Annotated in this window: 30 protein-coding genes; 16 read left to right on the top strand and 14 right to left on the bottom strand. The window is 57.6% G+C overall.

Annotated features, from left to right (window positions below; genetic code table 11):
• Positions 1–6: 6 nt before the first annotated feature.
• Complete coding sequence (locus Q1K07_RS02075) at positions 7–276, bottom strand: hypothetical protein (protein WP_300307077.1); 270 nt, start codon at positions 274–276, stop codon at positions 7–9.
• A gap of 321 nt (positions 277–597) precedes the next feature.
• Positions 598–1,233 carry a GTP cyclohydrolase II gene (gene ribA, locus Q1K07_RS02070; RefSeq protein WP_300307074.1) on the bottom strand — a complete coding sequence of 212 codons (636 nt, stop codon included), beginning with the start codon at positions 1,231–1,233 and terminating at the stop codon, positions 598–600.
• A gap of 146 nt (positions 1,234–1,379) precedes the next feature.
• Between ribA and hemE the strand changes: the two genes are divergently transcribed.
• The 3 genes from hemE to Q1K07_RS02055 are packed head-to-tail and all read left to right on the top strand — an operon-like array spanning position 1,380 to position 3,253.
• Entirely contained in the window at positions 1,380–2,456 is a 1,077-nt protein-coding gene (gene hemE / locus Q1K07_RS02065) for a uroporphyrinogen decarboxylase (protein WP_300307071.1), read from the top strand.
• A 19-nt stretch (positions 2,457–2,475) separates the two neighbouring features.
• The gene (locus tag Q1K07_RS02060; RefSeq protein WP_300307068.1) at positions 2,476–2,847 is read left to right on the top strand and encodes a VanZ family protein; all 372 of its coding nucleotides are present in this window, start codon (positions 2,476–2,478) and stop codon (positions 2,845–2,847) included.
• Positions 2,848–2,851: 4 nt separating this feature from the next.
• A complete protein-coding gene (locus Q1K07_RS02055; protein WP_300307065.1) occupies positions 2,852–3,253 on the top strand; it encodes a VOC family protein in 402 nt (133 codons plus the stop codon).
• 14 nt (positions 3,254–3,267) lie between these two features.
• Here Q1K07_RS02055 and Q1K07_RS02050 read toward each other — a convergent pair whose 3' ends face one another.
• Both Q1K07_RS02050 and Q1K07_RS02045 read right to left on the bottom strand, forming a co-directional pair.
• A complete protein-coding gene (locus Q1K07_RS02050; RefSeq protein WP_300307062.1) occupies positions 3,268–4,773 on the bottom strand; it encodes a YifB family Mg chelatase-like AAA ATPase in 1,506 nt (501 codons plus the stop codon).
• 80 nt (positions 4,774–4,853) lie between these two features.
• Positions 4,854–5,168, bottom strand: a complete 315-nt coding sequence (locus Q1K07_RS02045) for an accessory factor UbiK family protein (protein ID WP_300307059.1) — start codon at positions 5,166–5,168, stop codon at positions 4,854–4,856.
• A 407-nt stretch (positions 5,169–5,575) separates the two neighbouring features.
• Between Q1K07_RS02045 and Q1K07_RS02040 the strand changes: the two genes are divergently transcribed.
• The 3 genes from Q1K07_RS02040 (at position 5,576) to glnK (ending at position 7,764) form a co-directional block, all read left to right on the top strand.
• A complete protein-coding gene (locus tag Q1K07_RS02040; protein ID WP_149282455.1) occupies positions 5,576–5,914 on the top strand; it encodes a P-II family nitrogen regulator in 339 nt (112 codons plus the stop codon).
• Positions 5,915–5,965: 51 nt separating this feature from the next.
• The gene (locus Q1K07_RS02035) at positions 5,966–7,216 is read left to right on the top strand and encodes an ammonium transporter (protein ID WP_300307054.1); all 1,251 of its coding nucleotides are present in this window, start codon (positions 5,966–5,968) and stop codon (positions 7,214–7,216) included.
• A 209-nt stretch (positions 7,217–7,425) separates the two neighbouring features.
• Complete coding sequence (gene glnK / locus Q1K07_RS02030) at positions 7,426–7,764, top strand: P-II family nitrogen regulator (RefSeq protein ID WP_149282460.1); 339 nt, start codon at positions 7,426–7,428, stop codon at positions 7,762–7,764.
• A 137-nt stretch (positions 7,765–7,901) separates the two neighbouring features.
• On the opposite strand, the gene Q1K07_RS02025 is transcribed toward glnK, so the two are convergent.
• Positions 7,902–8,132: a DUF3820 family protein gene (locus tag Q1K07_RS02025; protein WP_300307049.1), complete on the bottom strand. Its 231-nt coding sequence runs from the start codon at positions 8,130–8,132 to the stop codon at positions 7,902–7,904.
• A gap of 102 nt (positions 8,133–8,234) precedes the next feature.
• Positions 8,235–8,537, bottom strand: coding sequence for a putative quinol monooxygenase (locus Q1K07_RS02020; RefSeq protein WP_300307047.1), 303 nt, complete (start codon positions 8,535–8,537; stop codon positions 8,235–8,237).
• Between the two features lie 108 nt (positions 8,538–8,645).
• Here Q1K07_RS02020 and Q1K07_RS02015 point away from each other — a divergent pair, with 108 nt between their 5' ends.
• A complete protein-coding gene (locus Q1K07_RS02015) occupies positions 8,646–9,050 on the top strand; it encodes a VOC family protein (RefSeq protein WP_300307044.1) in 405 nt (134 codons plus the stop codon).
• 83 nt (positions 9,051–9,133) lie between these two features.
• On the opposite strand, the gene Q1K07_RS02010 is transcribed toward Q1K07_RS02015, so the two are convergent.
• Positions 9,134–9,910, bottom strand: coding sequence for a ferredoxin--NADP reductase (locus tag Q1K07_RS02010; protein WP_300307041.1), 777 nt, complete (start codon positions 9,908–9,910; stop codon positions 9,134–9,136).
• A 185-nt stretch (positions 9,911–10,095) separates the two neighbouring features.
• Between Q1K07_RS02010 and Q1K07_RS02005 the strand changes: the two genes are divergently transcribed.
• Together Q1K07_RS02005 and Q1K07_RS02000 are read left to right on the top strand one after the other, a co-directional pair.
• The gene (locus Q1K07_RS02005) at positions 10,096–11,022 is read left to right on the top strand and encodes a LysR family transcriptional regulator (protein WP_300307038.1); all 927 of its coding nucleotides are present in this window, start codon (positions 10,096–10,098) and stop codon (positions 11,020–11,022) included.
• 286 nt (positions 11,023–11,308) lie between these two features.
• On the top strand, positions 11,309–11,980 hold the full coding sequence (locus Q1K07_RS02000) for a hypothetical protein (protein ID WP_300307035.1): 672 nt from the start codon (positions 11,309–11,311) through the stop codon (positions 11,978–11,980).
• A 103-nt stretch (positions 11,981–12,083) separates the two neighbouring features.
• Here Q1K07_RS02000 and hisC read toward each other — a convergent pair whose 3' ends face one another.
• Complete coding sequence (gene hisC, locus Q1K07_RS01995) at positions 12,084–13,142, bottom strand: histidinol-phosphate transaminase (protein WP_300307032.1); 1,059 nt, start codon at positions 13,140–13,142, stop codon at positions 12,084–12,086.
• Between the two features lie 181 nt (positions 13,143–13,323).
• On the opposite strand from hisC, the gene Q1K07_RS01990 reads away from it, so the two are divergent.
• The 5 genes from Q1K07_RS01990 to mnmH all read left to right on the top strand — a co-directional run bounded on the left by Q1K07_RS01990 (position 13,324) and on the right by mnmH (position 18,532).
• The gene (locus tag Q1K07_RS01990) at positions 13,324–14,220 is read left to right on the top strand and encodes an AEC family transporter (RefSeq protein ID WP_300307029.1); all 897 of its coding nucleotides are present in this window, start codon (positions 13,324–13,326) and stop codon (positions 14,218–14,220) included.
• Positions 14,221–14,320: 100 nt separating this feature from the next.
• Positions 14,321–14,773, top strand: a complete 453-nt coding sequence (locus tag Q1K07_RS01985) for a copper resistance protein NlpE N-terminal domain-containing protein (protein ID WP_300307026.1) — start codon at positions 14,321–14,323, stop codon at positions 14,771–14,773.
• Between the two features lie 110 nt (positions 14,774–14,883).
• Positions 14,884–16,257 carry a DNA repair protein RadA gene (gene radA / locus Q1K07_RS01980; protein ID WP_300307023.1) on the top strand — a complete coding sequence of 458 codons (1,374 nt, stop codon included), beginning with the start codon at positions 14,884–14,886 and terminating at the stop codon, positions 16,255–16,257.
• A gap of 149 nt (positions 16,258–16,406) precedes the next feature.
• A complete protein-coding gene (selD, locus tag Q1K07_RS01975) occupies positions 16,407–17,444 on the top strand; it encodes a selenide, water dikinase SelD (protein WP_300307021.1) in 1,038 nt (345 codons plus the stop codon).
• Complete coding sequence (gene mnmH / locus Q1K07_RS01970; RefSeq protein ID WP_300307019.1) at positions 17,441–18,532, top strand: tRNA 2-selenouridine(34) synthase MnmH; 1,092 nt, start codon at positions 17,441–17,443, stop codon at positions 18,530–18,532. The genes selD and mnmH overlap by 4 nt, the downstream gene beginning before the upstream one ends.
• 76 nt (positions 18,533–18,608) lie before the next feature.
• Here mnmH and Q1K07_RS01965 read toward each other — a convergent pair whose 3' ends face one another.
• Positions 18,609–19,292 (bottom strand): type 1 glutamine amidotransferase, encoded by a 684-nt coding sequence (locus Q1K07_RS01965; RefSeq protein ID WP_300307016.1) that lies wholly within the window; start codon positions 19,290–19,292, stop codon positions 18,609–18,611.
• Between the two features lie 48 nt (positions 19,293–19,340).
• Here Q1K07_RS01965 and Q1K07_RS01960 point away from each other — a divergent pair, with 48 nt between their 5' ends.
• Together Q1K07_RS01960 and Q1K07_RS01955 are read left to right on the top strand one after the other, a co-directional pair.
• On the top strand, positions 19,341–19,634 hold the full coding sequence (locus Q1K07_RS01960) for an MGMT family protein (protein WP_300307013.1): 294 nt from the start codon (positions 19,341–19,343) through the stop codon (positions 19,632–19,634).
• Positions 19,635–19,673: 39 nt separating this feature from the next.
• Positions 19,674–20,258: a YjaG family protein gene (locus Q1K07_RS01955; protein WP_300307010.1), complete on the top strand. Its 585-nt coding sequence runs from the start codon at positions 19,674–19,676 to the stop codon at positions 20,256–20,258.
• A 20-nt stretch (positions 20,259–20,278) separates the two neighbouring features.
• Here Q1K07_RS01955 and Q1K07_RS01950 read toward each other — a convergent pair whose 3' ends face one another.
• The 5 genes from Q1K07_RS01950 to hisB all read right to left on the bottom strand — a co-directional run bounded on the left by Q1K07_RS01950 (position 20,279) and on the right by hisB (position 23,758).
• On the bottom strand, positions 20,279–20,788 hold the full coding sequence (locus tag Q1K07_RS01950; protein WP_300307007.1) for a hypothetical protein: 510 nt from the start codon (positions 20,786–20,788) through the stop codon (positions 20,279–20,281).
• 86 nt (positions 20,789–20,874) lie between these two features.
• Positions 20,875–21,648, bottom strand: coding sequence for an imidazole glycerol phosphate synthase subunit HisF (gene hisF / locus Q1K07_RS01945; protein WP_300307005.1), 774 nt, complete (start codon positions 21,646–21,648; stop codon positions 20,875–20,877).
• Positions 21,649–21,687: 39 nt separating this feature from the next.
• Complete coding sequence (hisA, locus tag Q1K07_RS01940) at positions 21,688–22,428, bottom strand: 1-(5-phosphoribosyl)-5-[(5-phosphoribosylamino)methylideneamino]imidazole-4-carboxamide isomerase (RefSeq protein WP_300307002.1); 741 nt, start codon at positions 22,426–22,428, stop codon at positions 21,688–21,690.
• Positions 22,429–22,507: 79 nt separating this feature from the next.
• Positions 22,508–23,149: an imidazole glycerol phosphate synthase subunit HisH gene (hisH, locus tag Q1K07_RS01935; protein ID WP_300306999.1), complete on the bottom strand. Its 642-nt coding sequence runs from the start codon at positions 23,147–23,149 to the stop codon at positions 22,508–22,510.
• Between the two features lie 15 nt (positions 23,150–23,164).
• On the bottom strand, positions 23,165–23,758 hold the full coding sequence (hisB, locus tag Q1K07_RS01930; protein WP_300306997.1) for an imidazoleglycerol-phosphate dehydratase HisB: 594 nt from the start codon (positions 23,756–23,758) through the stop codon (positions 23,165–23,167).
• Between the last annotated feature and the right edge of the window lie 126 nt (positions 23,759–23,884).

Genomic DNA, 23,884 nt, shown 5'->3' with positions numbered 1-23,884 from the left:
AACCAATCAGCTGTTTGTGGCTTCGCGTGCCAGGCTCAGTTCACCGACAGTGAACTCGGTGGCGTAGTTCTGCTCTTCGATCAGTTTCTGACGAGCCTTGATCATGGCGGCACTGCCGGAAAGATGAGTTGGCTCGACATTGCCTTGAACAGTGGACTGTACCGCGCTGGGCTGGCTCTGGCTCAGGGACAGAGCACGTTCTGTGGCTGGATCGGCTTGGGCCACCAGGGGCAGAGCAGCGATAAGCAGGGCGGAAAGTGCAATCTTGGTTTTCATGTTTGATTCTCCAATCAGAGGAGTGGGCTGATGGAGGCCATTATGCGGCTCTTTTTATTAGTTAACTAACTATCTATTTTAATCAAGTCGATTAAATATGTCTATTCAAATTTCACCAGTAAAAACGCCGCCAGGATTGGCTCCTGGCGGCGTTTTTTACTGATTGGCTACTTTCTGTGATAACTCTTTACGAAGAGGTCGTGCAAAGAAAGGGGCCAGTGCAAAGGAATAAGACTGGCCACCTGCCGAGCATGATTTTATCAAGGATTAAGGGATAGCTATCAGGGGAGAAGATAGCTATCGGGGTCTTGAGAGTCGCTATCAGGGCTTGCGTTCGATATCCACATCATCCGCCAGCTGGAAATCATCCAGAGCCATCATATGGCCAAGCTTACCTGCCTTGGTGGAAAGGTAATGTTCGTTGTGTGGATTGAGGCCAGTTGTCAGTGCAACACGTTCAACCACGTCCACGCCGGCTTGGGTCAGGGCATCTACCTTACGCGGATTATTGGTCATCAGGCGTAGCCCACTGATGCCAAGATGCTCAAGCATCGGTATACACAGGTCGTAACGACGCAAGTCGGCAGCGAAGCCAAGGCGCTCGTTGGCTTCAACGGTATCTGCACCCTGATCCTGCAGATGATAGGCCCGGATCTTGTTCAGCAAGCCAATACCACGACCTTCCTGGCGCAGATAGAGAATGACGCCACGTCCCTCGTCCGCAATACGTTTCATGGCTTCCTGGAGTTGATAGCCACAGTCACAGCGCATGGAGAACAACGCATCTCCCGTCAGACACTCGGAATGCACCCGACCAAGCACCGGCTGGCCGTCATCCAGCTTGCCGAGGGTCAGGGCAACGTGATCCTTGCCTGTGGCTTCGTCTTCGAAACCATGCATGGTGAAAGTGGCCCAGGGAGTGGGCAGGCGAGAGGCGGCGATGAAGCGAATCGTCACGGGGTACCTCGAAATCTAGACCACGGCTAAGCCGGCGGGTGGGCGATCATTCTATCAGGATAAGACGTAACCCTCACGAATCGTCATCATGATGGTTGTTCATAAGGTACAATCGAGCAACATTCTTGTCCGCGGATGACGTCAGCATGGAACTCAAGAACGATCGCTTTCTGCGCGCTCTGGCGCGCCAGCCGGTAGACCGTACTCCGGTGTGGATGATGCGCCAGGCCGGCCGTTATCTGCCTGAGTACCGTGAAGTACGCGGTCAAGCCGGCAGCTTCATGGATCTGTGTCGTGATACGGCGCGAGCCTGTGAAGTCACCCTGCAGCCACTGGAACGTTATCCACTGGATGCCGCGATCCTGTTCTCGGACATTCTGACCATTCCCGATGCCATGGGGCTCGGACTGTACTTCGAAGCGGGGGAAGGGCCAAAGTTCCATAAACCGGTACGTACCCCCGAAGATGTGGCGACTCTGGCAATACCGGATATGGCACGCGATCTCGATTATGTCATGCGCGCGGTTGCCACCATCCGTCGTGAGCTGAATGGACGAGTCCCACTGATTGGCTTTTCTGGCAGCCCCTGGACACTGGCGACTTATATGGTCGAGGGTGGTTCAAGCAAGGATTTCAGGCACGTCAAGTCCATGCTCTACAGCACCCCGGATGCCATGCACCAACTGCTTAATGTTCTTGCCCAGGCGGTCACCGAATATCTCAATGCCCAGATTCGTGCAGGGGCCCAGGCAGTTCAGATATTTGATACCTGGGGTGGCGCGCTCTCCACTCCGGCCTATCACGAGTTTTCCTTGAGCTACATGGAGCAGATCATCGCCGGTTTGATCAAGGAACACGATGGGCGCCAGGTGCCCGTGATCATGTTCACCAAGAATGGTGGGCAATGGCTGGAGGATATGGCGCGGACCGGTGCCACCTGCCTTGGTCTGGACTGGAGCACAGAACTGTCCAGCGCTCGCGCGAGGGTCGGTCACAAGGTCGCGTTGCAGGGCAACATGGATCCTAATGTGCTGTTTGCCAGCCCAGCCGCTATTCGTGCCGAAGTCGGACGTATTCTCGACAGCTTCGGACACGGCCCTGGTCATGTATTCAACCTGGGGCATGGTATCAACCAGTTCACCGATCCAGACAATGTCCAGGCTTTCATGGACGCATTACATGAGCTGAGCCCGAACTATCATCGGCAGATAGCCGTCGGCTGAAGCGCAGGCGATGTGTGATATGGAGATATTGCGTCGTAATCGGGTTGCCTGGGTGCTGCTGGCACTGCTTGCGGCAGTGCTGATCGGTTGGGGTAGCCTGATGCCAGGCGATGACCTGCCGGAACAAATGCCCTGGGACAAGGCCAATCACTTCATTGGCTATGCGGCTCTGGCATTTCTGGTCTGGTGCGCTATACGTCGCTATTGGCATGCCTGGTGGCTTGCCTGTGGCTATGGCGTATTGATCGAGCTGGCTCAGATGCTTGTGCCTGGTCGCCTGGGAGGTGACCCTGGAGATATTCTGGCCAATGCGCTAGGAGCGGGGGCGGGTGTCATGCTGGCTCTGGCTCTCGCGAGTATGCGAAAAGTCTTTTTGCCAAGGAATAGCTGATTTCATGACGTTACCGCTGAGCTGTGTCCACCACGTCGCCCTGATCACTGCCGATTACGACAAATCCAGGCGCTTTTATATCGATGTGCTCGGTGCCCAGGTATTGAACGAGGTCTATCGCCAAGAGCGCGATAGCTACAAGCTTGATCTCATGCTGCCTGGTGGCATTCAGCTGGAGTTGTTCTCTTTTCCTTCGCCTCCGCCCAGGCCCAGCTATCCGGAGGCTTGTGGCCTGCGCCATCTGGCCCTGGCTACCACGGATATTGATACCTGTGTGGCGCAGCTCGAACAGCGTGGTGCCACGCTTGAGCCCATCCGCATTGACGAATATACGGGCGCACGCTTCACCTTCTTCTGTGACCCGGATGGTACGCCCATCGAACTGTATGAAGTAGCATCTTCCTGACTTTTTCAGCAGCCTCATCCGCGCTTCAACATCCGATCCAGCTGGCGATAACCGATGGCTTCGATCAGTTGTTCTCGGCCGGGATACTTGAGCTCGGAAAGGTCGGCCAGGGTCAGGGCAACACGCAATATCCGATGGTAGGCACGGGCCGAGAGCTTCAGGCGTTCCAGGCTTTCAGCCAGCCATGCACGATCTTCGGCTTTCAGGCCACAGGCATCATCAAGGGCTCGGCCGGAGAGTTGAGCGTTGAGTCCCCCGCGTTCCTGTTGTCGTACTCGGGCCGCTTGCACACGCTGGCGCACTGTGTGCGATGACTCTCCCTGCTGTGTCGATGTCAGTTGTGCTGCAGGAATGGCGGGTACTTCTACCTGCAGGTCGATACGGTCCAGCAGGGGAGCCGAAAGGCGTGACTGGTAACGCTGGATTTGTGCGGCAGTGCAGACACATGACTGGCGCGGATCGCCAAGATGCCCACAAGGACAGGGATTCATCGCGGCTACCAGCTGGAAGCGCGCGGGATAGCGACGTTCATGGCTGGCCCGGGCAATATGGATTTCGCCGGACTCCATCGGCTCGCGCATGACTTCCAGCACATGACGGCTGAATTCCGGTAGCTCATCCAGAAACAGCACGCCCAAATGCGCCAGGGAAATCTCTCCCGGACGCGGCTTCCCGCCACCCCCTACCAGTGCCACAGCGCTGGCCGTATGGTGCGGAGCACGAAAGGGGCGTCGTCCCCAGTCTTGTTCCAGGGGCAATCCTGTCACAGAGCGAACGGCAGCCACTTCCAGGGCCTCGTCCTTGCTCAGTGGAGGAAGAATACCCGGCAAACGGCTTGCCAGCAGGGTCTTGCCAGTGCCGGGAGGACCGGCAAACAACAGGTTATGGCCTCCTGCTGCAGCTATTTCCAGTGCCCGGCGGGCCTGATGCTGGCCGCGGACATCAGCCAGGTCCAGTGTATCCGCTTGGGGCGTTTCTGCACCGTGAAAAACATGCGAAGGAATGAGGGACTGGCCATTGAGATGTGCCACGACCTCCAGCAGGTGCCGGGCTGGCAGTATCTCCAATCCATCGACCAGGGCGGCTTCGTCTGCGTTATCCGCTGGAACGATCAAGCGTTTGCCTGCTCGGCGGGTGGCAAGTGCAAAAGGAAGAATGCCCGTAACAGGACGCAGGTGACCATCCAGGGCCAACTCGCCAACACATTCCAGGCCATTTAGCGCTTCATTGGGGAGTTGGCCGGAAGCTACCAGTAGACCCAAGGCGATGGGTAAATCAAAACGTCCCCCTTCCTTGGGTAGATCCGCGGGTGCCAGGTTAAGGGTGATTCGGCGCAATGGGAAGTCGAAGCCGCAGGTGGTCAGAGCACTGCGTACTCTTTCCCGGCTTTCCTTCACTGCTGTTTCGGGCAGTCCAACCAAGGTCATGCCGGGTAGCCCGTTGGCCAGGTGAACTTCCACCTGGACTTCAGGGGCATCCAGCCCCAGGCCCGCCCGGGTCGAGATAACGGCTAGTGTCATGGGCGTTCCCTCGCCAGATCACTGTCCGGATGATAATGACGCGATTTTGGTGCGCTGTATGTCAGGCGTTTCCTAATATATCAGGATGATTGTTCGCCGATTTGTGCCGTGCTTTTTTCCTTGGTGCCATCGGTGGATGCTGAGTTGGCGCCCTGCTCGATCAAGGTCTCAAGCGCGGCGACCTGCTTCTCCAGTGCCTCCACTCGACTGCGCGTGCGTTGCAGCACATCCATCAGAATATCGAAGTCTTCGCGAGAGACCAGTTCAAGGCGGTCGAAGGCGCCTTTGACCACCTGTTGTACACCCTTCTGGATGTCTTCCGGGGCCTGAGACGCACCCTGCAGACGCTCTCCAATTTGTTGTGCCAAGCGGCTGATGCGCTCGTGGGTGACCATGATACTTCTCCTCAATGTAAACAGCTGTTGTCGTACAGGATACGCAACCCCAGACCCCCACGCATGTTTTCGTATTAACTCGAGTGCTGCATTGCGTAATGCCGTGCTCCGACATGCCTACGCACCTGGCGTGCTCTTCACCGAAAGGGCTCATTGGATGACGGGTATGCTGCGCTGCCGAAAGAATTGCCCCTTCGTGGAGCATGTTCGTTTATGCAAAGCACTATCTTGGTGCGCGCCATTTGAGACTTTCCACTTCTGCATCTGAAGCCATGGCGATGCTGAGTGGTAATTAACTGAAAATGGTGGAGTTATTGTGTTGTTGGCACGCTTTGCGCTTAACCAATGCATAACATGCACTGTACGGCATCATGCCGCTAACCCCTGTAAGAGGGAGCATCGCCATCATGAAGTTGATCACTGCCATCATCAAACCCTTCAAGCTGGACGACGTGCGCGAAGCACTTGCAGACAACGGCGTCCAGGGGATCACCGTTACTGAGGTCAAGGGTTTCGGCCGCCAGAAGGGCCACACCGAGTTGTATCGTGGTGCCGAGTATGTGGTCGATTTTTTACCCAAGGTGAAGGTGGAAGTCGCCATCGACGAGTCGCGTCTGGACACGGTCCTGGAAGCTATCTGCAATGCCGCCAACAGTGGAAAGATCGGTGACGGGAAGGTCTTTGTCACCGCTCTTGAAGATGTCATTCGCATACGAACCGGTGAACGCGGTTCTGACGCTGTTTGATTGGCGGCTCTTTTTGCTCCGTACCGACCCGACATTACAGAGAGAACATCAATGGTCGACATCAGTGAACTGAGCTACGCGCTCGATACGTTCTATTTCCTTGTCTGTGGCGCTCTTGTCATGTGGATGGCCGCAGGCTTCGCCATGCTCGAGGCCGGCCTTGTCCGAGCCAAGAACACCGCCGAGATTCTGACCAAGAACATTGTGCTGTTCGCCATTGCCTGCACCATGTACCTGCTGATTGGGTACTACATCATGTATTCATCCGATGCGGGCGGCTTCCTGCCCAGCCTGGGTTTCCTGCTGGGGGATGAGAATACCGTAGATGCAGTGCTGGCAGGCGGTGAAGATGCCCCCTACTACTCTGCTCGTGCAGACTTCTTCTTCCAGGTCGTGTTTGTCGCAACGGCCATGTCGATCGTCTCAGGTGCCGTGGCCGAACGCATGAAACTGTGGGCTTTCCTGGCCTTCGCCGTGGTCATGACCGCTTTCATCTACCCGGTTTCCGGTTACTGGACCTGGGGTGGTGGCTGGCTGTCCGAGCTGGGCTTCTCGGACTACGCAGGCTCTGGCATCGTGCACCTGGCGGGCGCTGCCGCGGCTCTGTCCGGTGTGCTGATCCTTGGTCCGCGTCGCGGCAAGTACGGCAAGGACGGCGCCATCTATGCGATTCCTGGTGCCAATCTACCGCTGGCCACGCTAGGTACCTTCATCCTGTGGCTGGGTTGGTTCGGCTTCAATGGTGGCTCGGAGCTGAAGGTGTCTGATGTGACTTCAGCCAACCACATGGCCCAGGTGCTGGTGAATACCAACGCTGCAGCGGCTGGTGGTGTGCTTGCTGCCCTCGTGCTGGCCAAGGTGCTGTTCCGCAAGGCTGACCTGACCATGGCGTTGAATGGTGCCATTGCTGGCCTGGTTTCCATCACTGCCGACCCTCTTTCACCGAGTGCCCTGAGTGCCACTCTGATTGGTGGACTTGGCGGCCTGCTGGTAGTGCTTTCCATCATCTCTCTCGACAAGCTGCGCCTTGATGACCCGGTTGGTGCGATTTCTGCCCATGGTGTGGCGGGGATCTGGGGCGTCCTGGCGGTACCTCTGAACAATGCTGATGCTACCTTTGGTGCTCAGTTGACCGGTATCGCAGGAATCTTTGTCTGGGTATTCGTGGCCAGTGCGATCGTGTGGTTGATCATCAAGGCTGTCATGGGCGTCCGTGTCAGCGAAGAAGAAGAATATGAAGGCGTCGATCTGGCTGAGTGTGGCCTCGAAGCCTATCCCGAGTTTAACGTCGCCAAGAAGTAACCTCGAGGTTACCAGCGACACCAGTGAGCTGGCGTGCTCCACCTGGCCCCTTCGGGGGCCTTTTTTATTTCTGCCCGGCAGGGGTATGCTTGGTCTCAGAATCCGTCAGGTGTGTTGCTGTATATTGCAGGCCACCTTCATTACGGAAAGCCTTGGACCGCATGAAGCAGTGACAGGCTTTCCCCAGAGAACAGAAAGAGGAAGACACCATGAAGCTGGTGACCGCGATTATCAAGCCATTCAAGCTCGACGACGTGCGCGAGTCGCTCTCGGAAATCGGCGTCCAGGGTATCACCGTGACGGAAGTCAAAGGCTTCGGCCGCCAGAAAGGCCACACCGAGCTGTATCGTGGTGCTGAGTATGTGGTGGATTTCCTGCCCAAGGTGAAGCTCGAGGTCGCGGTGGACGATGGTATGGTCGACCAGGTCATCGATGCGATTACCTCTGTAGCGAATACAGGCAAGATTGGCGACGGCAAGATCTTCGTCACTGCACTGGAGAAAGTGATTCGTATTCGTACCGGTGAGGTCGACAAGGACGCCGTGTAAGCATCACGCTGATCCGACACCATCATGCAGTGCTGTTGGCCGCGTTCACGATACGCTCAGGTACCATGAACGCGACCAGGGCGGATATACACATCTTCTATAGCGCTGGCGCGTGGACAGAAGACCAGAAGTCTCCATCAAGAGTGCGTTGTGCTGTCAGTCCGGCGCAATGGCTCCAGCAGGTAGCTCAGGCCGTTGTGGTCAATTTCGTGCATGATGGCAAGCAGGCGGCCAATTTCACCTTGAGGAAATCCCTCGCGGGCAAACCAGTTGAGATAGGGGCCAGGCAGGTCTGCGATCAACGTGCCTTCGTATTTTCCGAAAGGCATGCGCAGTGTCACCAGCCGTTCCAGGTCCTCGGGTTTCATTCCACCTCCAGGGCAAGATCTGTACGCAAGACGCCAGTATTCCATCACGCTGCGATGAGTTGGCGAGCAGCCATTTGTCATCAGCGCTGATGCAGAGTTCCCTCACCGCTCTGGGTTCAAGCCCAGGACATCCGCGCGTGTCACGCTCTGGGACTCGATCAAGGGTGTCACTATCTGGCGTGATGCCTGATAGTGTGGTGTTTCCTTGTGGGCCGCCAGTGCCTGCTCATCCCGATAGACTTCATACAGGTGAAAGCAGTCAGGGGTCTCGCGATCCTCAATGACATCAAACACCAGACAACCGGATTCTTCGCGTACCGACGCCTGGGCATTTTCCAGCATGGCAGCAAGGAAGCGTTCCCGGTTGCCGGGCTTCAATTGTGTTCTGACAATAATACTGTACATCTTGGCTCCTGATGGGGCGGGTTGCGTGGTGGCATCATTCCGCGCAGACTGTGATATTTGGAAAATATTTCCATATAAACAGTATCCAACCTATCAGGAGCTCGCAACATGTCTCGTCCCGCCCCCTTGAACGGCATTCGCCACATTGCGCTACAGGTCCAGGATCTCGAGGCTTGTGAGCGCTTTTATGTCGACCTGCTGGGCATGCGCATCCTGCGTCGTGCTCATGCGGACCTGGTCTATCTGACGCTGGGCAATGACAATTTTTCCCTCAGTCGTGCAAAGGAGCCGACCGGAGGAGATCCGCAGCGTCTCGACCACTTTGGCTTTGTCGTCGACCAGCGCGAGGATGTCGATGCCTGGCATGACTACCTGGCTGCTGCGGGCGTTCATATCACCCGTGGTCCACATGATCATGCGGACGGCGGGCGCAGCTTTTATTGCCTGGATCCTGATGGCAACAGTGTTCAGCCGTTGTTTCATCCGAGTGTATCGGGACAACGGCTGGTTTGACGCTTGCCAAAAACACAAAAACCCTGAGCTGACGCTCGGGGTTTTCGTGATGAATCGCTGAGTGCGATGGCGGTCGTGTCGACTTATTTCTCGACGAAAGCGCGCTCGATCACATAATCGCCGGGCTCACCCATGCGCGGAGAGATGTTGAAGCCGAGTTCGTCGAGCAGGGCACTGGTCTCATCGAGCATGGCCGGGCTGCCGCAGATCATGGCACGGTCCTGCTTGGGGTCGATGGCCGGGAGGCCGGCGTCAGCGGTCAGCTTGCCGCTGCGGATATGATCTGTCAGGCGTCCCATGGTGTGGAAGTCTTCGCGGGTCACCGTGGGGTAATAGACCAGCTTCTCGGCGATTTCCTCACCCAGATACTCGTGGGCGGGCAGTTCCTTGGTAATGAAGTCGGCGTAGGCCAGCTCACTAACGGTACGCACACCGTGTACCAGTACCACTTTCTCGAAGCGTTCGTAGACTTCCGGATCCTGAATCAGGCTCATGAAGGGAGCGAGGCCGGTGCCAGTGGACAACATGTACAGGTTACGACCTGGCAGCAGATCGTCACATACCAGGGTGCCGGTAGGCTTGCGGCTGACCATGATCTGGTCGCCTACCTTGAGGTGCTGCAGGCGAGACGTCAGGGGGCCGTCCGGAACCTTGATGCTGAAGAATTCAAGGTGATCTTCGTAGTTCGGGCTGGCGATGGAATAAGCGCGCATCAGCGGCTTGCCTGCCACCTCAAGGCCGATCATGACGAACTGGCCATTCTTGAATCGCAGGCTGCGATCACGAGTGGTACGGAAGGTAAATAGACTATCGTTCCAGTGGTGCACACTGAGAACTTCTTCCAGGGCAAACTTGCTCATGCCGACTCCTTGAGAATGATGCTCTATATATTCCTATTGGGAATATAAGATTGTCTATAGGCTTGTCGGTGATTCTAAGGCGTAGGGCGTTATCTGTTAAATGGATTGTATGGATATCGCTTATCTATAATATGAATAACGAGTTTTCTGTCTCGACTTCATGAGCGATTTCACAAGGTGCTCTTATGCGCTATACCCTGCGTCAGCTCGAGGTCTTCGTTGCCGTTGCCCAGCACGAAAGCGTGTCACAGGCAGCACGGGCGTTGTCCCTGTCGCAGTCTGCTGCCAGTACTGCCCTGGCTGAACTGGAACGTCAGTTCGATTGCCAGTTGCTTGATCGCATCGGCAAGCGACTCAAGCTCAATGCCCTGGGGTTCCAACTGCTACCGAAGGCAGTGGCCCTGCTTGATCGAGCCGAGGAAGTGGAAGAATTGCTAAGAGGCCAGCAGGGCATCGGGAATCTTGAGGTTGGTGCAACATTGACCATAGGCAACTACCTGGCGACGTTGCTGATCAGTGATTTCATGCAGCAGCACCCTGGTAGTCGAGTACGCCTGGAAGTGCGTAACACTAGAGCGATCATCGATCGCGTCCGCCATCACCAGTTGGACCTGGGCCTGATCGAAGGCCAGTGCGAAGAAGATGACGTGATTGCGCAGCCTTGGGTGGAGGATGACCTGGTGGTGTTCTGCGCACCTAACCATCCGCTGGCCGGCAAAGGTCCCATAGAGCTGGATCGACTGTTGCGAGAGGCATGGATCATGCGCGAAGAAGGGTCTGGCACACGCATGACCCTCGAGCAAGCGGCACGCCATCGTCGTGGTCGCTTCAATACCTTGCTGGAGCTGGAGCATACAGAGGGCATCAAGCGAGCAGTGGAATCCGGATTGGGTATTGGCTGTGTTTCACGCCTGGCGCTGCGCGATGCCTTTCGGCGCGGCAGTCTGGTGCCGATCCCCACCCCGGAGCTGGATCTGTGCCGGCAGTTCACCTTTATCTGGCATCGTCATAAATACCTCACTGCCGGTATGCGTGAGTTTCTGCGCCAATGTCGGCAGATGACGGAAGGTGTACGCCGGAGTGATGAAATCGACCTACCTCAGATGCCATAGACCATGTACATGAAAGCATGCCATGAGAACATGTCGTTGACTGGACAGTGTTTGAAGGCCTGGGAGTGACAGCAATTGTTTGATAACAAGAAGTTTTATTGAGCATTGATAGTAATTGGCGACACCGGCGTCGCTGTCGTGGCACAGTGACGACACCTACCTCCTTTGCGGTAGCATACCCCTTCCGTAACCGAGGATCTTAGTCATGCGCCAGTTTTTCTTTCCGCGCGCACCCTTGCCCCGTAGGGTTTTGCTGTTTTGCCATTTTTTGCTGCAACTCGGCACAATGGCTGCTGGCCTGTACTGGCTGCTGCCGCGCACTCCCTGGATGAGCGAGATCAGCTGGGCTGATGCCTGGCCTCCGTTGGCGATAGGTGCGGCGGTGATGTTTCTCGCCATGGTGGGCATCCGCCTGGTGGCCGAGTTGTGGATGTTGCCGTACTACCTGGCTGACTCCCGCCAGGGCTTCTCGCCTGCCTCCGTTGTGACCCGTTCCTATGAGCGTCGCCCAGCGGTACACAACACCGAGCAGAGTTGGACCGCGCCATCGCGCATCATCGAAGACGATGGTGCCTGTGTCAGCGATGCCCGTGTCACTCGCCCGGCCGAGCCGCTGGCCAGCCGACGCGATAAAGAGCCCGAGCTCAATCTGGACAAGGCAGCGGAAACTATCGCCGAAGATGGGCCAGGCACGCCACGTGGTCCAGGTGCCAAAAGTGGCTCCAATGCCAGCGGCGGCCCAGGTGCTAAAGGTGGTCCTAATGCCAACAGTGGTCCAGGTGCTAAAGGAGGCCCCAATGCCAGCGGCGGCCCGGGCGCTAAAGGCGGCCCCAATGGCAACGGTGGTCCAGGAGCCAAAGGCCCCAATGCCAATGGTGGTCCAGGTGCCAAAGGTGGCCCTGGCGTCAAGGGGGGACCAGGTGCTAAGCGTGGCCCACGTCAGGAACCTAGCTTATAGCCGCGCATGCCCAGGACATGTTATCCAGGGCATGCATCAGCATCACCATAGAGTCGCTTTGGCGGCTCTTTTTTACGCCTGTTTTATGCTCGACGGGTTGCTATCAGCGGCACAGTTCCGACAGCACTTCGATCAAGCTGTCCATTTCATCGTCGGTTCCGATGGTAATGCGTAGCCAGTCGCGTAGCGTCGCCGTGTTGAAGTGGCGCACCAGGACACCACGCTCTCGTAGACCAAGGAAGAGCTGGGCAGCATCCTGTTCAGGATGCGAAACAAGCACGAAATTGGTCTGGGAAGGCAGGACCTTGAAGCCGAGCTGGCTCAATTGCTGGGAAGTGCGCTCGCGAGTGGTGATGACGGCTTCACGAGTGGCTTCGAAGTGATCGACATCTTCCAGGGCTGCAATGCCGATGGCACTGGCCAGGGCATCTACCGGGTAGGAGTTGAAGGAATCCTTCACTCGGGTCAGGCCTTCGATCAGCTCTGGTGATCCCACGGCATAACCCAGGCGCGTGCCGGCCAGGCTGCGCGACTTGGAGAAGGTACCGGTGACCAGCAGGTTGGGGTACTTGTTCACCAGGGGCACTGCGCTTTCGCCACCAAAATCCACATACGCCTCATCAACCAGCACGACTCGGTCCTGCACTTTCTTCAACAGAGCCTCGATGGCGGCCCGGCCATGCCCGTGGCCGGTCGGTGCATTCGGGTTGGCGAAGATGACGCCTCCATTGTCGGAGGCTGCCAGGGCATCCAGGTCGACGCGCCATTCGTCATCCAGCGGGAAGGACTGACTTTCGATCGCGTACATGCGGCAGTAAACCGGATAAAAGCTGTACGAAATATCCGGCATGGCCAATGGCTTGGCCTGGCGGAAAAAGGCCTGGAACGCGAGGGCCAGCACTTCATCCGAACCATTTCCGACGAAGACGTGAGCGACATTTGTACCGAGTGCCTTGGCCAGTGCTTCACGAAGAGCATTGGACGTCGGGTCCGGGTAGCGGCGCAGATGGTCGGCAGAAAATTCACGCAGCACCTTCTCCACGCCAGGGGCAGGAGGGTAAGGGTTTTCGTTGGTATTCAGCTTGATCAACCGCTCCCGGGGCTGCTCGCCGGGTATGTAAGGCGTCAGCTCCCGCACGGCGGGGCTCCACAACTGGCTCATGGGTACTCGCTTGGCAGGAAGTTAAAGAGGAGGAAACACGGGCCTAAGGAAATGCTGAGTAATATGCAGTGCTTCCCTAACACTTTGGTCATGGTGACCCGAGAGCCCGCACCACGCAAGAGGTATGCATGATACGCTGAGCGGCACTGTTTTGTTCGCAGACTAATATCCAAGGGACGACATGACTGCCAGCATTCTCGCGACCCTGCTTCCGGTATTCCTGATTTCCGGAGCGGGAACTCTGTATGGACACTTCCGTTCGCCTGATATTCGAGTACTGAATACGCTGAACATGGAACTGTTCGTTCCGATGCTGGCTTTCGTGGTGCTGGCCGATCGACAGGCCCCCTTGGCGGAGTACACCGGCCTGGCGATTTCTGGGGTGATCGTGGTGCTGGGGTCAGGGCTGGTGGTATGGCCAGTGGTCAAGCTGCTCAAGCTGGAACCCAAGACCTTCATTCCGCCGATGATGTTCAACAACTCCGGCAACATGGGAATTCCACTGCTGGTCCTGGCGTTTGGTGATAAGGCATTACCGGCCGCGGTGGTGCTGTTCATTGTCGAGATGCTGCTGCATTTTTCCGTGGGCTTGTACATGCTTAGCCCGCATACTCCGTTGTGGCGCTTGCTGCGTATGCCCATTGTGCTGGCCAGTATCGCGGGATTGGTGTGCAACTTGAGTGGCGTTGAGCTGCCCAGCTGGCTACTCGAGGCTCTGCACATGCTGGGTGGAGTATGTGTGCCGTTGCTGTTGTTTGCTCTGGGGGTACGCATGCTGGAGATCGATTTCAGTGACTGGCGCAGCGGGCTGCTGGGTGCGGTGTTATGCCCGCTATCGGGCTTGGTGCTGGCCTGGCCATTGATTGTGCTGTTCGACCTCAGCGGCTTGCAGGCTGCATCGTTATGGGTATTCTCCGCATTACCGCCCGCCGTTCTCAACTACCTGGTATCGGAGCAGTATCGCCAGGAGCCACATAAGGTGGCATCTCTGGTGTTGATTGGTAATCTAGGCAGCCTAGTGGTAATGCCTATCGTGCTGGGGCTGGTCTTTACCCATGTCATGCCACCGGCAGGATAAGCAAAGGGGGTGGGCGAGGACGTCTTGGGAGGTTATGCTGTCGACCAGGAGACCGTCATCAAGGCACGGTTCCATATGCTCAAAGGTTAGGAGGACTCATATGCGACTCAGGACATTGCTGGTTGGATCGGCCATGCTTGCCCTTTTGGCCGGTTGTGCCAGCAGCGGTTCCGATGACACGGAATCCAAGGACGCCATGCAGGCGCAAACAGCGACTTATCAAGGTACTCTGCCGTGCCGTAACTGCGATGGCATCGACCTGACCGTCGACCTGAAAGGTACAGAGGCGAGCGCTCCGACAGAGCGTACCTTTGACCTGACTGCCTCCTATCGCAACCATCCCCAGAATCCGGCGGACGAGACATACAACGGTAACTGGGAAGTGCTGAGTGGGACAGCCGACGACCCCAGCGCGACCGTCTATGAACTGACCCCGAATGGCGAAGGTCAGACCTACTATTTCATGCGTGTAGATCCGCAGACGCTGGAACTGATCGATCCCGATCGTCGTCGCTTCCAGAACAACAGCATGTTGCAACTGACCCGCAAGTGATCGCGAGTCCTGTTGTCATGGGGGCGGCCTACAAGGCCGCCCCTTGCTGTTTCTGGCAGATGTTCTGCAACTGCATATTTCTTTTGTGATGCCGAGTGAGCACAGGGATCATGGCCAAGTCCAAGAGCGCCTTTGTTTGCACTGAGTGCGGTGCTGAATATCGAAAGTGGCAGGGGCAATGCTCCAGCTGCATGGAGTGGAATACCCTCAGTGAGGTGCGCCTGTCGTCTCCTGGGCGCGGTGGCTCTAGTGCCTCAGCTGCGCGTAGTGGCTATAGCGGCAACCTGTCCCGTGAAGTCGTGGATCTGGCCAATGTGGATCTCTCCGAGGTACCTCGTCTGTCATCCACTTTCGCCGAGTTCGATCGCGTGCTGGGTGGCGGCCTGGTACCTGGATCGGCAGTACTGCTCGGTGGCCACCCTGGCGCTGGCAAGTCGACCTTGTTGTTGCAGACGGCATGCAAGCTGGCCCAGCAATGCAATGTGTTGTATGTGACCGGGGAGGAATCGTTGTCCCAGGTGGCCATGCGCGCCCATCGACTGCAGCTGCCGACACAGGGACTCAAGATGCTGGCAGAAACCAGTGTCGAGACGATTCTGGCTGTAGCAGAGAGAGAGCGCCCGGAAATTCTGGTCATTGACTCGATCCAGACGATGCATCTGGAAGATATTTCCTCTGCACCGGGAGGCGTGGCCCAGGTGCGCGAATCGGCTGCGGTCCTGACTCGCTTCGCCAAACAGAGCAATACGGTGTTGCTGCTGGTGGGACATGTGACCAAGGATGGCACTCTGGCGGGGCCCAAGGTGCTTGAGCACATGATTGATGCGTCATTATTGCTGGAAGGTGGGGCAGACTCCCGTTTTCGGACCCTGCGTGGGCAGAAGAATCGCTTTGGTGCTGTCAATGAGCTGGGTGTATTCGCCATGCTGGAACATGGCATGAAGGAAGTGAAGAACCCCAGCGCCATCTTCCTTTCCCGTCAGCAGGAGCAGGCACCTGGCAGCGTGGTAATGGTGGTCTGGGAAGGTACGCGCCCGATCCTGGTCGAGGTTCAGGCGCTATTGGATGAGTCGTCCATGGGTAATCCACGCCGAGTGGCGGTCGGCCTGGATGGTAACCGTCTGTCCATGCTGTTGGCAGTGCTCCATCGTCATGGTGGCCTGTTTACCGGCGACCAGGATGTCTTCCTCAATGTTGTCGGCGGGGTCAAGGTACTCGAAACCAGTGCTGATCTGGCGGTGCTGGTGGCGGTGGTTTCCAGTTTGCAGACCCGAGCCCTGCCGCGTGAACTGGTGGTATTTGGCGAAGTGGGGCTGTCTGGGGAAATCCGCCCGGTACCCAGCGGCCAGGAGAGAATCGTTGAGGCCGCCAAGCACGGTTTCACCAAGGCCATCGTGCCGCGTGGCAATGTGCCCAAGACCATTCCGCCCGGCATGGAGGTTGTGGCGGTGGACAAGTTGTCCGAGGCCCTGGAAGTCCTGTAGCACCTGATCGGTGTGCCAGTAGGTAATGCCAGATAGGCAGTACCTGCTAAGAAGAAGGTTCCTGGGGGAGTGACCGTGCGATGCCCGCTCTGGTGTAGAATGGCGGCAATATTTGCTTGTCTAGTGCTTTCAGTTTTCAGGAGATTGCAATGAGCGCCATCCGCTTGACCCAGTACAGTCACGGCGCCGGCTGTGGCTGCAAGATCGCCCCCGACGTGCTTGACGGTATCCTGGCCCAGGCTGGCCCCGGCGCGGGCCATGCGCAGATGATCGTGGGTAACCAGGGACGTGAGGACGCCGCGGTGTTCGATCTTGGTGATGGGCGCGGAATGATTGCTACCACCGACTTCTTCATGCCCATCGTTGATGATCCCTTCGATTTTGGGCGTATCGCCGCTACCAATGCCATCAGTGATGTCTACGCAATGGGTGGGACACCCGTCATGGCATTGGGCATTCTTGGCTGGCCGCTGGACAAGCTGAGTGCAGAGATTGCCGGCGATGTGATGGCGGGCGCTCAGGCGGTGTGCCGTGAACTGGGCCTGGCTCTGGCAGGAGGGCACTCCATTGATTCTCCAGAACCGATCTTTGGCCTGTCAGTGAATGGCCTGGTCGATCTTCAGCATCTCAAGCTCAACAAGGGCGCTCAGGTTGGCGACCTGCTGTATCTGACCAAGCCGCTGGGCGTCGGGCTGCTGACGACGGCAGAGAAGCGCGGTCTGCTGGAGAGTGGTCATCAGAACCTGGCGCGAGAAACCATGCTGAAGTCCAACCGCATAGGGGCTGAGCTGGCCCGGATCAAGGGCGTGAATGCGATGACCGATGTCACGGGATTCGGTCTGGCTGGGCATCTTTCCGAGGTGTGTGCTGCCAGCGGTGTCGCGGCGAGGATCGATTTCCGGCGTCTGCCGCGCCTGGCCGAAGCGGAGAGCTATCGTCGCCAGGGCGCGGTACCTGGCGGTACAGGGCGCAACCGCACGGCCCTTGGTGCGGCCTTGCCTGATATGGATGAGGCCCATTGGCAATGGCTGTGTGATCCGCAGACTTCCGGTGGTCTGCTTATCACGGTGCATCCTTCCTGGCAGGACGATGTCGAGCGTGTTGGCCGCGATCATGGCATTGAACTGGTGCCCTTCGGTGAGATCATCAAGGCCAAGGGTGAGGCGCTGATCGAGGTGCTCGGATGAAGCTGCCGCTGGTTCCGGCTGATCTGAACCTGCTGCGTGAAGGGCGCACTCTGATTGATGTGCGTGCGCCGGTGGAGTTTGCCCAGGGCAGCCTGCCTGGTGCAGTCAATCTGCCGCTGATGGACAATGAGGAAAGGCGTCTCGTCGGTATTGCCTACAAGGAACATGGTCAGGATGCTGCTATTGCCCTGGGGAATCAGCTGGTCGCCGGGGCCATCAAGGAAGCGCGTGTCGAGGCTTGGCGAAGCCAGCTGGAGAAGACCCCGGACGCCATCATCTACTGTTTCCGTGGCGGTCTGCGCTCTCAGATTTCTCAACAGTGGCTGCATGAGGCCGGTATCCTGCGTCCGCGTATTGAAGGGGGTTGGAAGGCCATGCGCCAGGGCCTGCTCGAGCGGGTCGATACGGCGGCCGCACAGCCATTGCTGGTGGTGGGCGGTTTGACCGGCTGTGCCAAGACTGCCTTGGTACAGGCGCTTGACGAAGGTCTGGACCTGGAAGGCTGTGCCCGTCACAAGGGCTCTGCTTTTGGTCGCCATCCGTTGGTTGCCCCATCTCAGATCGACTTCGAGCATGCCATGGGGCTGCGGCTATTGTCGCTGTCTGGTCCGCTGGTCGTGGAGGATGAATCACGCCATATAGGGACGGCCAATATTCCGCTGGAGTTCTGGCATAGCATGGAAGCTGCACCGCGGGTGCGGGTGGAAATGCCGCTGGACTGGCGCTTGCGCCAGATCCACAAGGACTATATCGATGACCTGTGGGCTATCTATCGGCAGCAGTTTGGCGAGTGGCTGGGCTGGGCGCTGATGCGCAAGCAGCTGTCATCCGCCCTGGGGCGCTTGAAGAAACGTCTTGGTAGTGCTCGGCTGGCGCGATTCCAGCGATTGCAGCAGTTGGCCTTTCGTGAACATGAACGGGGCAATCGCCAGGCCCATGAGGCCTGGCTGGCGCCATTGCTGACGGAATATTACGACCCCATGTACCGTTACCAGCTGGAAAAGCATGCTGAGCAGCATTTCCTTCATGTAGGTGACTGGGACAGCTGTCTTGACGCCGCTCGGCAGTGGTGTGAGGAGAACCGCTAGGTTCGCTTCAAGGTCTGGGTTGGATCTTTGCCAGGCTGCCCCGGAGCAGGTTGAGCCCGGGGCATGCTGTGTTTGGTCAGCTGGCATTCTCCAGCCACTGGATCAGTACCCGGTCGAGAAGAGAAGCCTGATCGTTCAGGTGACTGGTTTCGGCGAGTATCGCGTCGCGTGATTGTGCGGCGCTACTGGTGTCATGCCCTTCGGGCAAGGGCGTGTCATTCAGGTATTCGTTGAGACTGCTACCATGCAGGTGCAACAGGCAACTCAGGCCAATCACCCGTCCCGCATCCCAGGAGTAGCCCAGCACTGGGCTGGATTCGCTACCCCCTAGTGGCAGTGCATCATCGGGCAGGCCAAAGACCTGACGGTGCCAGAGCAGGGTGGTGAAGTCATCAGGCAGGTCGAAGGGACTGTCATCGGCCAGGTGAATCTTGTGCCAGCCCGCTTCGGCTCGACTGCCGTTGCCTACAGGCGCCCCCAGTGCCGCAGCGATCCGCAGAGCACCGGTGCCAAGTCCCAACAATGGCTTTTGACCGTCGAGCATCTGGTCGATCAGCTTGTTTTCGGCGCGTGACCATGACTGATCCTGGCTGCTTTCATGGTCGTCAAGAATGATCAGCGCATCGCAGTCGGCCGGCCTTGGTGGCAGCTCGCCATCGTAAAGGTGGAAGATAGTGAAACTGTGGCCCATGCTTGTCAGCCAGTCGGCAATACGTGCGGGGCCCTGGTGTGGTTGATGCTGCAGCAGATGAAAATGCATATTGGCCTCGCGTGAATAAGCAAATCAGACATCAGTGTTAATGGTCACATGAATCCTTTGGTTCGAGAACAGATTCTCACTATCATCGCTTCGATTCCTGAAGGGCGAGTTACCAGCTATGGGCGCATTGCCAAGATGACCGATGGCGCCACTGCGCGTATGGTGGCCAGGGCGTTGCGTGACCTGCCTTCGGGGCACGAGTTGCCATGGTTTCGCGTAGTGACCTCCTCACGCAAGCTGGCTGACCATAGTGGTGCTGATGAACAGCGTCGTCGCTTGATTGATGAAGGCATTGCCTTCGATGTGCGCGGGCGAATTCCCGTGGAGCGTTTCTGGCCATGAGCACCGGAAACGGACAGGTAAAAAAGGAACTGAAACTGCATGGCTAAGCTTGGCTTTCATCAGCGTCTAGTGGGGCTTTCTCTACCCCAGCAGCAGGCTTTCATGGCCGCTTTGACTGAGCGTCTGTTACCCAACTATGCGCTCTATGCCGAGACTACAGGGCATGGGGATCTCTCCGGCATGCGCGCGGTTCTCGATCTGGTGTGGGAACAGCTGGCGGTGAAGAACGCCAAGATCGATTTCGACAAGCAGGCGGAGAAGCTCGCCGAGCTGGAGCCTCCAGTACAGGATGACAGCTTTGGTGCGCGTCGTGCCTCCGATGCCGTTGTCGCCTTATCGGCCATCCTTGACACGCTACGTGGCATTTCCCCAGAGGCGGTTCTGGAGGTCAGCCGAGTCTCCAAGGCTGGAGTACGAGCGTTCATCGAGCTGACCGAAGGTGAAGAAGATGCCCAGGCGCTTTCGCAGTTACTTAAGGAGCATCCACTAATGGAAGACGAAAACGACTTCCAGGATGCCATCCTGGAAGAGGCTGAAGGGGTGATCGACAAAGAGGCGCTCAAGTCGCTGCGTAAGCTGGGGCGTAACGGTGGTGTCAGCAATCTTGGGTTATCCCTCGATTGATTCTGGCTGAAATCCCATGGTTAAAAGCTCATGCCGCCGGTGATCATCAATCCAGCTGAGCCGAACAGGATCAAGTCCGACTCTACACGGCCCCACTGTACACCGATGCTGGGCAGTATCGCTGGAGCGATGCCGGAGTGGTTGAAAGGGATCTTGTCGCGATATTCATCCTTGTAGCCGCGTAACAGGCCGCCAGTCAGCTTGCCTCGAACCAGAGTGTTCTTGCTGGGCTGCCAGAAGGGAAACTCGCGACCGGCATACCAGTACCAGGTGGGCTGATCATAGGAGTTCTTGAACCATCCGGTCCCTGCCAGCCAGCGCTGAGAATTGTGGAGCTCGATGCTGATCAGGCTCTGGTGATTGTTGTGATCTGGATCCGGATCATAATGTTGGGTATAGAGGCTAGTCTGTACCAGCACATGATCCAGTTCCATGTGTATTGGCTTGTCTTGCTTTTGAGCCATTGCCCCGGTTGGGGCAAGCAGCAATGCCGATAGCAGGATAGCGACGATCCTTGTCGGTGTTGGCATGAAGGTTCCATATATCAGGTGCCGGAGGGTTGCTGCCCTCCGGCTTGGGGGTACATGCCAGTAAAAGTGCGAGAGATATCTCGAGCTTACAGGCGCATGATAATGCCTTTATCGGCCATATAGCGCTTGGCTTCAGGAATCGTGTGTTCGGCGAAATGGAAGATGCTCGCGGCCAGCACTGCGTCGGCATGCCCTTCGATAACGCCTTCCACCAGATGGTCGAGGTTGCCGACACCACCCGAGGCGATCACCGGCACCGGAACCGCGTCGCTGATGGCGCGAGTGACGCCAAGGTCGAAGCCGGCCTTGGTGCCGTCACGATCCATGCTGGTCAGCAGCAGTTCACCAGCACCATAGTCCACCATCTTGCGAGCCCATTCTACGGCATCCAGGCCGGTAGGGCGGCGACCGCCATGGGTGAAGATTTCCCAGCGTGGTGTCTCGCCTTCGGCACTGACTTTCTTGGCATCGATGGCGACGACAATGCACTGGCTGCCAAAGCGCTCGGCAGCTTCACGTACGAACTCGGGGTTGGTCACGGCAGCGGTATTGATGGATACCTTGTCGGCGCCAGCGTTGAGCATGGTACGGATATCATCGCAGGTGCGAATCCCGCCACCCACGGTCAAAGGGATGAAGACCTCACCTGCAATGCGCTCGACCATTTCCACTGTCGTGGCACGGTCCTCGTGGCTTGCCGTGATGTCGAGGAAAGTGATCTCGTCGGCGCCCTGCTGGTTGTAGCGCTGGGCGATCTCCACCGGATCGCCGGCGTCACGGATGCCGACGAAGTTGACGCCCTTGACGACGCGCCCAGCGTCCACGTCCAGGCAAGGGATGATGCGTTTGGAGAGAGCCATAGTCGTTGCCCTTTTTATACCTTACAGCCGGTTATACCCTCAGCCGGCAGTCAGCTCGTCGCACAGACGCTGGCCTTCGGCCACGTCCAGGCTGCCTTCGTAGATGGCGCGGCCGGTGATGGCGCCGAGGATGCCCGGTTCGCCAGCAGTGATCAATGCCCGCAAATCGTCCAGATTCGTCACTCCGCCAGAGGCGATGACGGGCAGGCCACCTTCTCGTGCCAGGTGAGCCGTGGCTTCCACGTTGACGCCATTCATCATTCCGTCACGGGAAATGTCGGTGTATACGATGCTGGATACGCCGATATCTGCAAAGCGCTTGGCCAGATCCACCGCCAGAATCTCGGAGACCTCGGCCCAGCCGTCGGTGGCGACGCGGCCGTCTTTGGCATCCAGGCCAACAATCACATGACCGGGGAACAGGCGGCACATCTCGCCGACAAATTCCGGTTCCTTGACGGCCTTGGTGCCGATGATGACCTGGCTCACCCCGGCATTCAGGTAATACTCGATGGTCTCGGCGCTACGGATGCCGCCTCCGATCTGGATGGGTAGATCCGGATAGCGGCGGGCAATGGCCGTGACGGCCTCGCCATTGACCGGACGGCCTTCAAAAGCGCCATTGAGATCGACCAGGTGGAGGCGGCGAGCACCAGCGTCGACCCAGCGTGCGGCCATGGCCACAGGGTCATCGCCGTAGGTAGTGGCATCATCCATGCGGCCTTGCTTGAGACGCACACATTTGCCGTCCTTGAGATCGATGGCGGGGATTACCAGCATGTCGTGTCCTCGGAGCACCGTTCGTCGGTGCTATTGACGTGTCATTATATGTATTGGTCGTGATGCAGCGAACGTGTTGTCAAGGTTGCCACTGCACGAAATTCTCGAGCAGGCGCAGGCCCGCACGGGCGCTTTTTTCTGGATGGAACTGCACGGCAAAGGTGGCGTCGCGGCCAATGGCGACGTGGGCACTGACATCGCCATAGTCGCAGGTGCCGAATACCTGGGCGGCATGTTCGGCGACAACATAGTAGCTATGCACGAAATAGAAGTTCTCGCCCTGCTCGATGCCAGCCCACAGTGGGTGATCCAGCGGCTGATGGACCTGATTCCAGCCCATGTGCGGCACCTTGAGGCGGTTGCCATCGACGTCGCTCATGTCGGTGGGGAAGCGCTTGACCTGTCCGGGCAGAAAGCCCAGGCAATCAACCCCGCCATTCTCGTCGCTACGATCCATCAACATCTGCTGGCCGACGCAGATGCCAAGCAGAGGCTTGGATTGTTCGGCGAGCAGTTCCTGCACCAGGCCTTGTAGTTCTGTGCGCTCCAGTTCACCCATGCAGTCGCGGATGGCACCCTGGCCCGGCAGCACCAGGCGGGTAGCGCCATGAATCGAACGGGCATCGCGAGTCACCAGAACATTTTCATGGGTGACATGTTCCAGCGCCTTGGCAACGGAGTGCAAATTGCCCATTCCGTAGTCGATAACGGCAATGGTCATGGGATGCTCCTTATTTTACAAACTACCCTTGGTAGAGGGCATCTGACCCGCCATGCGCGGATCCTGGGCGGCGGCCATGCGCAGAGCCCGACCGAAGGCCTTGAAGATAGTTTCGGCCTGGTGGTGAGCATTAAAGCCTTTTAGGTTGTCGATATGCAGTGTAACCCGCGCATGGTTGACGAAGCCCTGGAAGAACTCCCAGAACAGCTGCGTATCCATGCGGCCGATGTTGGCGCGAGTGAATTCGACATCCATGAACAGGCCTGCGCGCCCGGAGAAATCGATCACGACGCGTGACAGGGCGTCATCCAGCGGCACATAGGCGTGGCCATAACGATAGATACCACGCTTGTCGCCAATGGCCTTGTCGAAGGCCTGGCCAAGGGTGATACCGAGATCCTCGACAGTATGGTGGTCATCGATATGCAGGTCGCCATTGACCTGCATATCCAGGTCGATCATACCGTGTCGGGCAACCTGGTCCAGCATGTGGTCGAGAAAGGGAACCCCGCTTTCACCACTCAACTGGCCTTTGCCGTCGAGGTTGATGGTAACAGTGATCTGGGTTTCCTTGGTGTCACGGCTGACCGTGGCGATACGCTCGGACATGTCGTCTCCTGCGCCAGGGCGCATATCGAGAATGGGGTTGCTGTGCAACGCAACACAAGGCAGACATTATAGTGAATCGCTTACCCCATCCGCTACAATACGCCCACTCTTGCGGCAGTTCATGTC

It is taken from the genome of Halomonas sp. (assembly GCF_029263665.1).
Classification (GTDB): Bacteria; Pseudomonadota; Gammaproteobacteria; order Pseudomonadales; family Halomonadaceae; genus Halomonas.
The sequence above is the reverse complement of the archived record's forward strand: the minus strand, read 5'-3'. Positions and strand labels throughout refer to the sequence as shown.

Bases quoted from the DNA above. Each gene is read 5' to 3' on its own strand.
- Q1K07_RS02075 (WP_300307077.1), bottom strand. From the start codon at position 276: ATGAAAACCAAGATTGCACTTTCCGCCCTGCTTATCGCTGCTCTGCCC.
- hemE (WP_300307071.1), top strand. From the start codon at position 1,380: ATGGAACTCAAGAACGATCGCTTTCTGCGCGCTCTGGCGCGCCAGCCG.
- Q1K07_RS02060 (WP_300307068.1), top strand. From the start codon at position 2,476: ATGGAGATATTGCGTCGTAATCGGGTTGCCTGGGTGCTGCTGGCACTG.
- Q1K07_RS02055 (WP_300307065.1), top strand. From the start codon at position 2,852: ATGACGTTACCGCTGAGCTGTGTCCACCACGTCGCCCTGATCACTGCC.
- Q1K07_RS02050 (WP_300307062.1), bottom strand. From the start codon at position 4,773: ATGACACTAGCCGTTATCTCGACCCGGGCGGGCCTGGGGCTGGATGCC.
- Q1K07_RS02045 (WP_300307059.1), bottom strand. From the start codon at position 5,168: ATGGTCACCCACGAGCGCATCAGCCGCTTGGCACAACAAATTGGAGAG.
- Q1K07_RS02040 (WP_149282455.1), top strand. From the start codon at position 5,576: ATGAAGTTGATCACTGCCATCATCAAACCCTTCAAGCTGGACGACGTG.
- Q1K07_RS02035 (WP_300307054.1), top strand. From the start codon at position 5,966: ATGGTCGACATCAGTGAACTGAGCTACGCGCTCGATACGTTCTATTTC.
- glnK (WP_149282460.1), top strand. From the start codon at position 7,426: ATGAAGCTGGTGACCGCGATTATCAAGCCATTCAAGCTCGACGACGTG.
- Q1K07_RS02025 (WP_300307049.1), bottom strand. From the start codon at position 8,132: ATGAAACCCGAGGACCTGGAACGGCTGGTGACACTGCGCATGCCTTTC.
- Q1K07_RS02020 (WP_300307047.1), bottom strand. From the start codon at position 8,537: ATGTACAGTATTATTGTCAGAACACAATTGAAGCCCGGCAACCGGGAA.
- Q1K07_RS02015 (WP_300307044.1), top strand. From the start codon at position 8,646: ATGTCTCGTCCCGCCCCCTTGAACGGCATTCGCCACATTGCGCTACAG.
- Q1K07_RS02010 (WP_300307041.1), bottom strand. From the start codon at position 9,910: ATGAGCAAGTTTGCCCTGGAAGAAGTTCTCAGTGTGCACCACTGGAAC.
- Q1K07_RS02005 (WP_300307038.1), top strand. From the start codon at position 10,096: ATGCGCTATACCCTGCGTCAGCTCGAGGTCTTCGTTGCCGTTGCCCAG.
- Q1K07_RS02000 (WP_300307035.1), top strand. From the start codon at position 11,309: ATGGCTGCTGGCCTGTACTGGCTGCTGCCGCGCACTCCCTGGATGAGC.
- hisC (WP_300307032.1), bottom strand. From the start codon at position 13,142: ATGAGCCAGTTGTGGAGCCCCGCCGTGCGGGAGCTGACGCCTTACATA.
- Q1K07_RS01990 (WP_300307029.1), top strand. From the start codon at position 13,324: ATGACTGCCAGCATTCTCGCGACCCTGCTTCCGGTATTCCTGATTTCC.
- Q1K07_RS01985 (WP_300307026.1), top strand. From the start codon at position 14,321: ATGCGACTCAGGACATTGCTGGTTGGATCGGCCATGCTTGCCCTTTTG.
- radA (WP_300307023.1), top strand. From the start codon at position 14,884: ATGGCCAAGTCCAAGAGCGCCTTTGTTTGCACTGAGTGCGGTGCTGAA.
- selD (WP_300307021.1), top strand. From the start codon at position 16,407: ATGAGCGCCATCCGCTTGACCCAGTACAGTCACGGCGCCGGCTGTGGC.
- mnmH (WP_300307019.1), top strand. From the start codon at position 17,441: ATGAAGCTGCCGCTGGTTCCGGCTGATCTGAACCTGCTGCGTGAAGGG.
- Q1K07_RS01965 (WP_300307016.1), bottom strand. From the start codon at position 19,292: ATGCATTTTCATCTGCTGCAGCATCAACCACACCAGGGCCCCGCACGT.
- Q1K07_RS01960 (WP_300307013.1), top strand. From the start codon at position 19,341: ATGAATCCTTTGGTTCGAGAACAGATTCTCACTATCATCGCTTCGATT.
- Q1K07_RS01955 (WP_300307010.1), top strand. From the start codon at position 19,674: ATGGCTAAGCTTGGCTTTCATCAGCGTCTAGTGGGGCTTTCTCTACCC.
- Q1K07_RS01950 (WP_300307007.1), bottom strand. From the start codon at position 20,788: ATGCCAACACCGACAAGGATCGTCGCTATCCTGCTATCGGCATTGCTG.
- hisF (WP_300307005.1), bottom strand. From the start codon at position 21,648: ATGGCTCTCTCCAAACGCATCATCCCTTGCCTGGACGTGGACGCTGGG.
- hisA (WP_300307002.1), bottom strand. From the start codon at position 22,428: ATGCTGGTAATCCCCGCCATCGATCTCAAGGACGGCAAATGTGTGCGT.
- hisH (WP_300306999.1), bottom strand. From the start codon at position 23,149: ATGACCATTGCCGTTATCGACTACGGAATGGGCAATTTGCACTCCGTT.
- hisB (WP_300306997.1), bottom strand. From the start codon at position 23,758: ATGTCCGAGCGTATCGCCACGGTCAGCCGTGACACCAAGGAAACCCAG.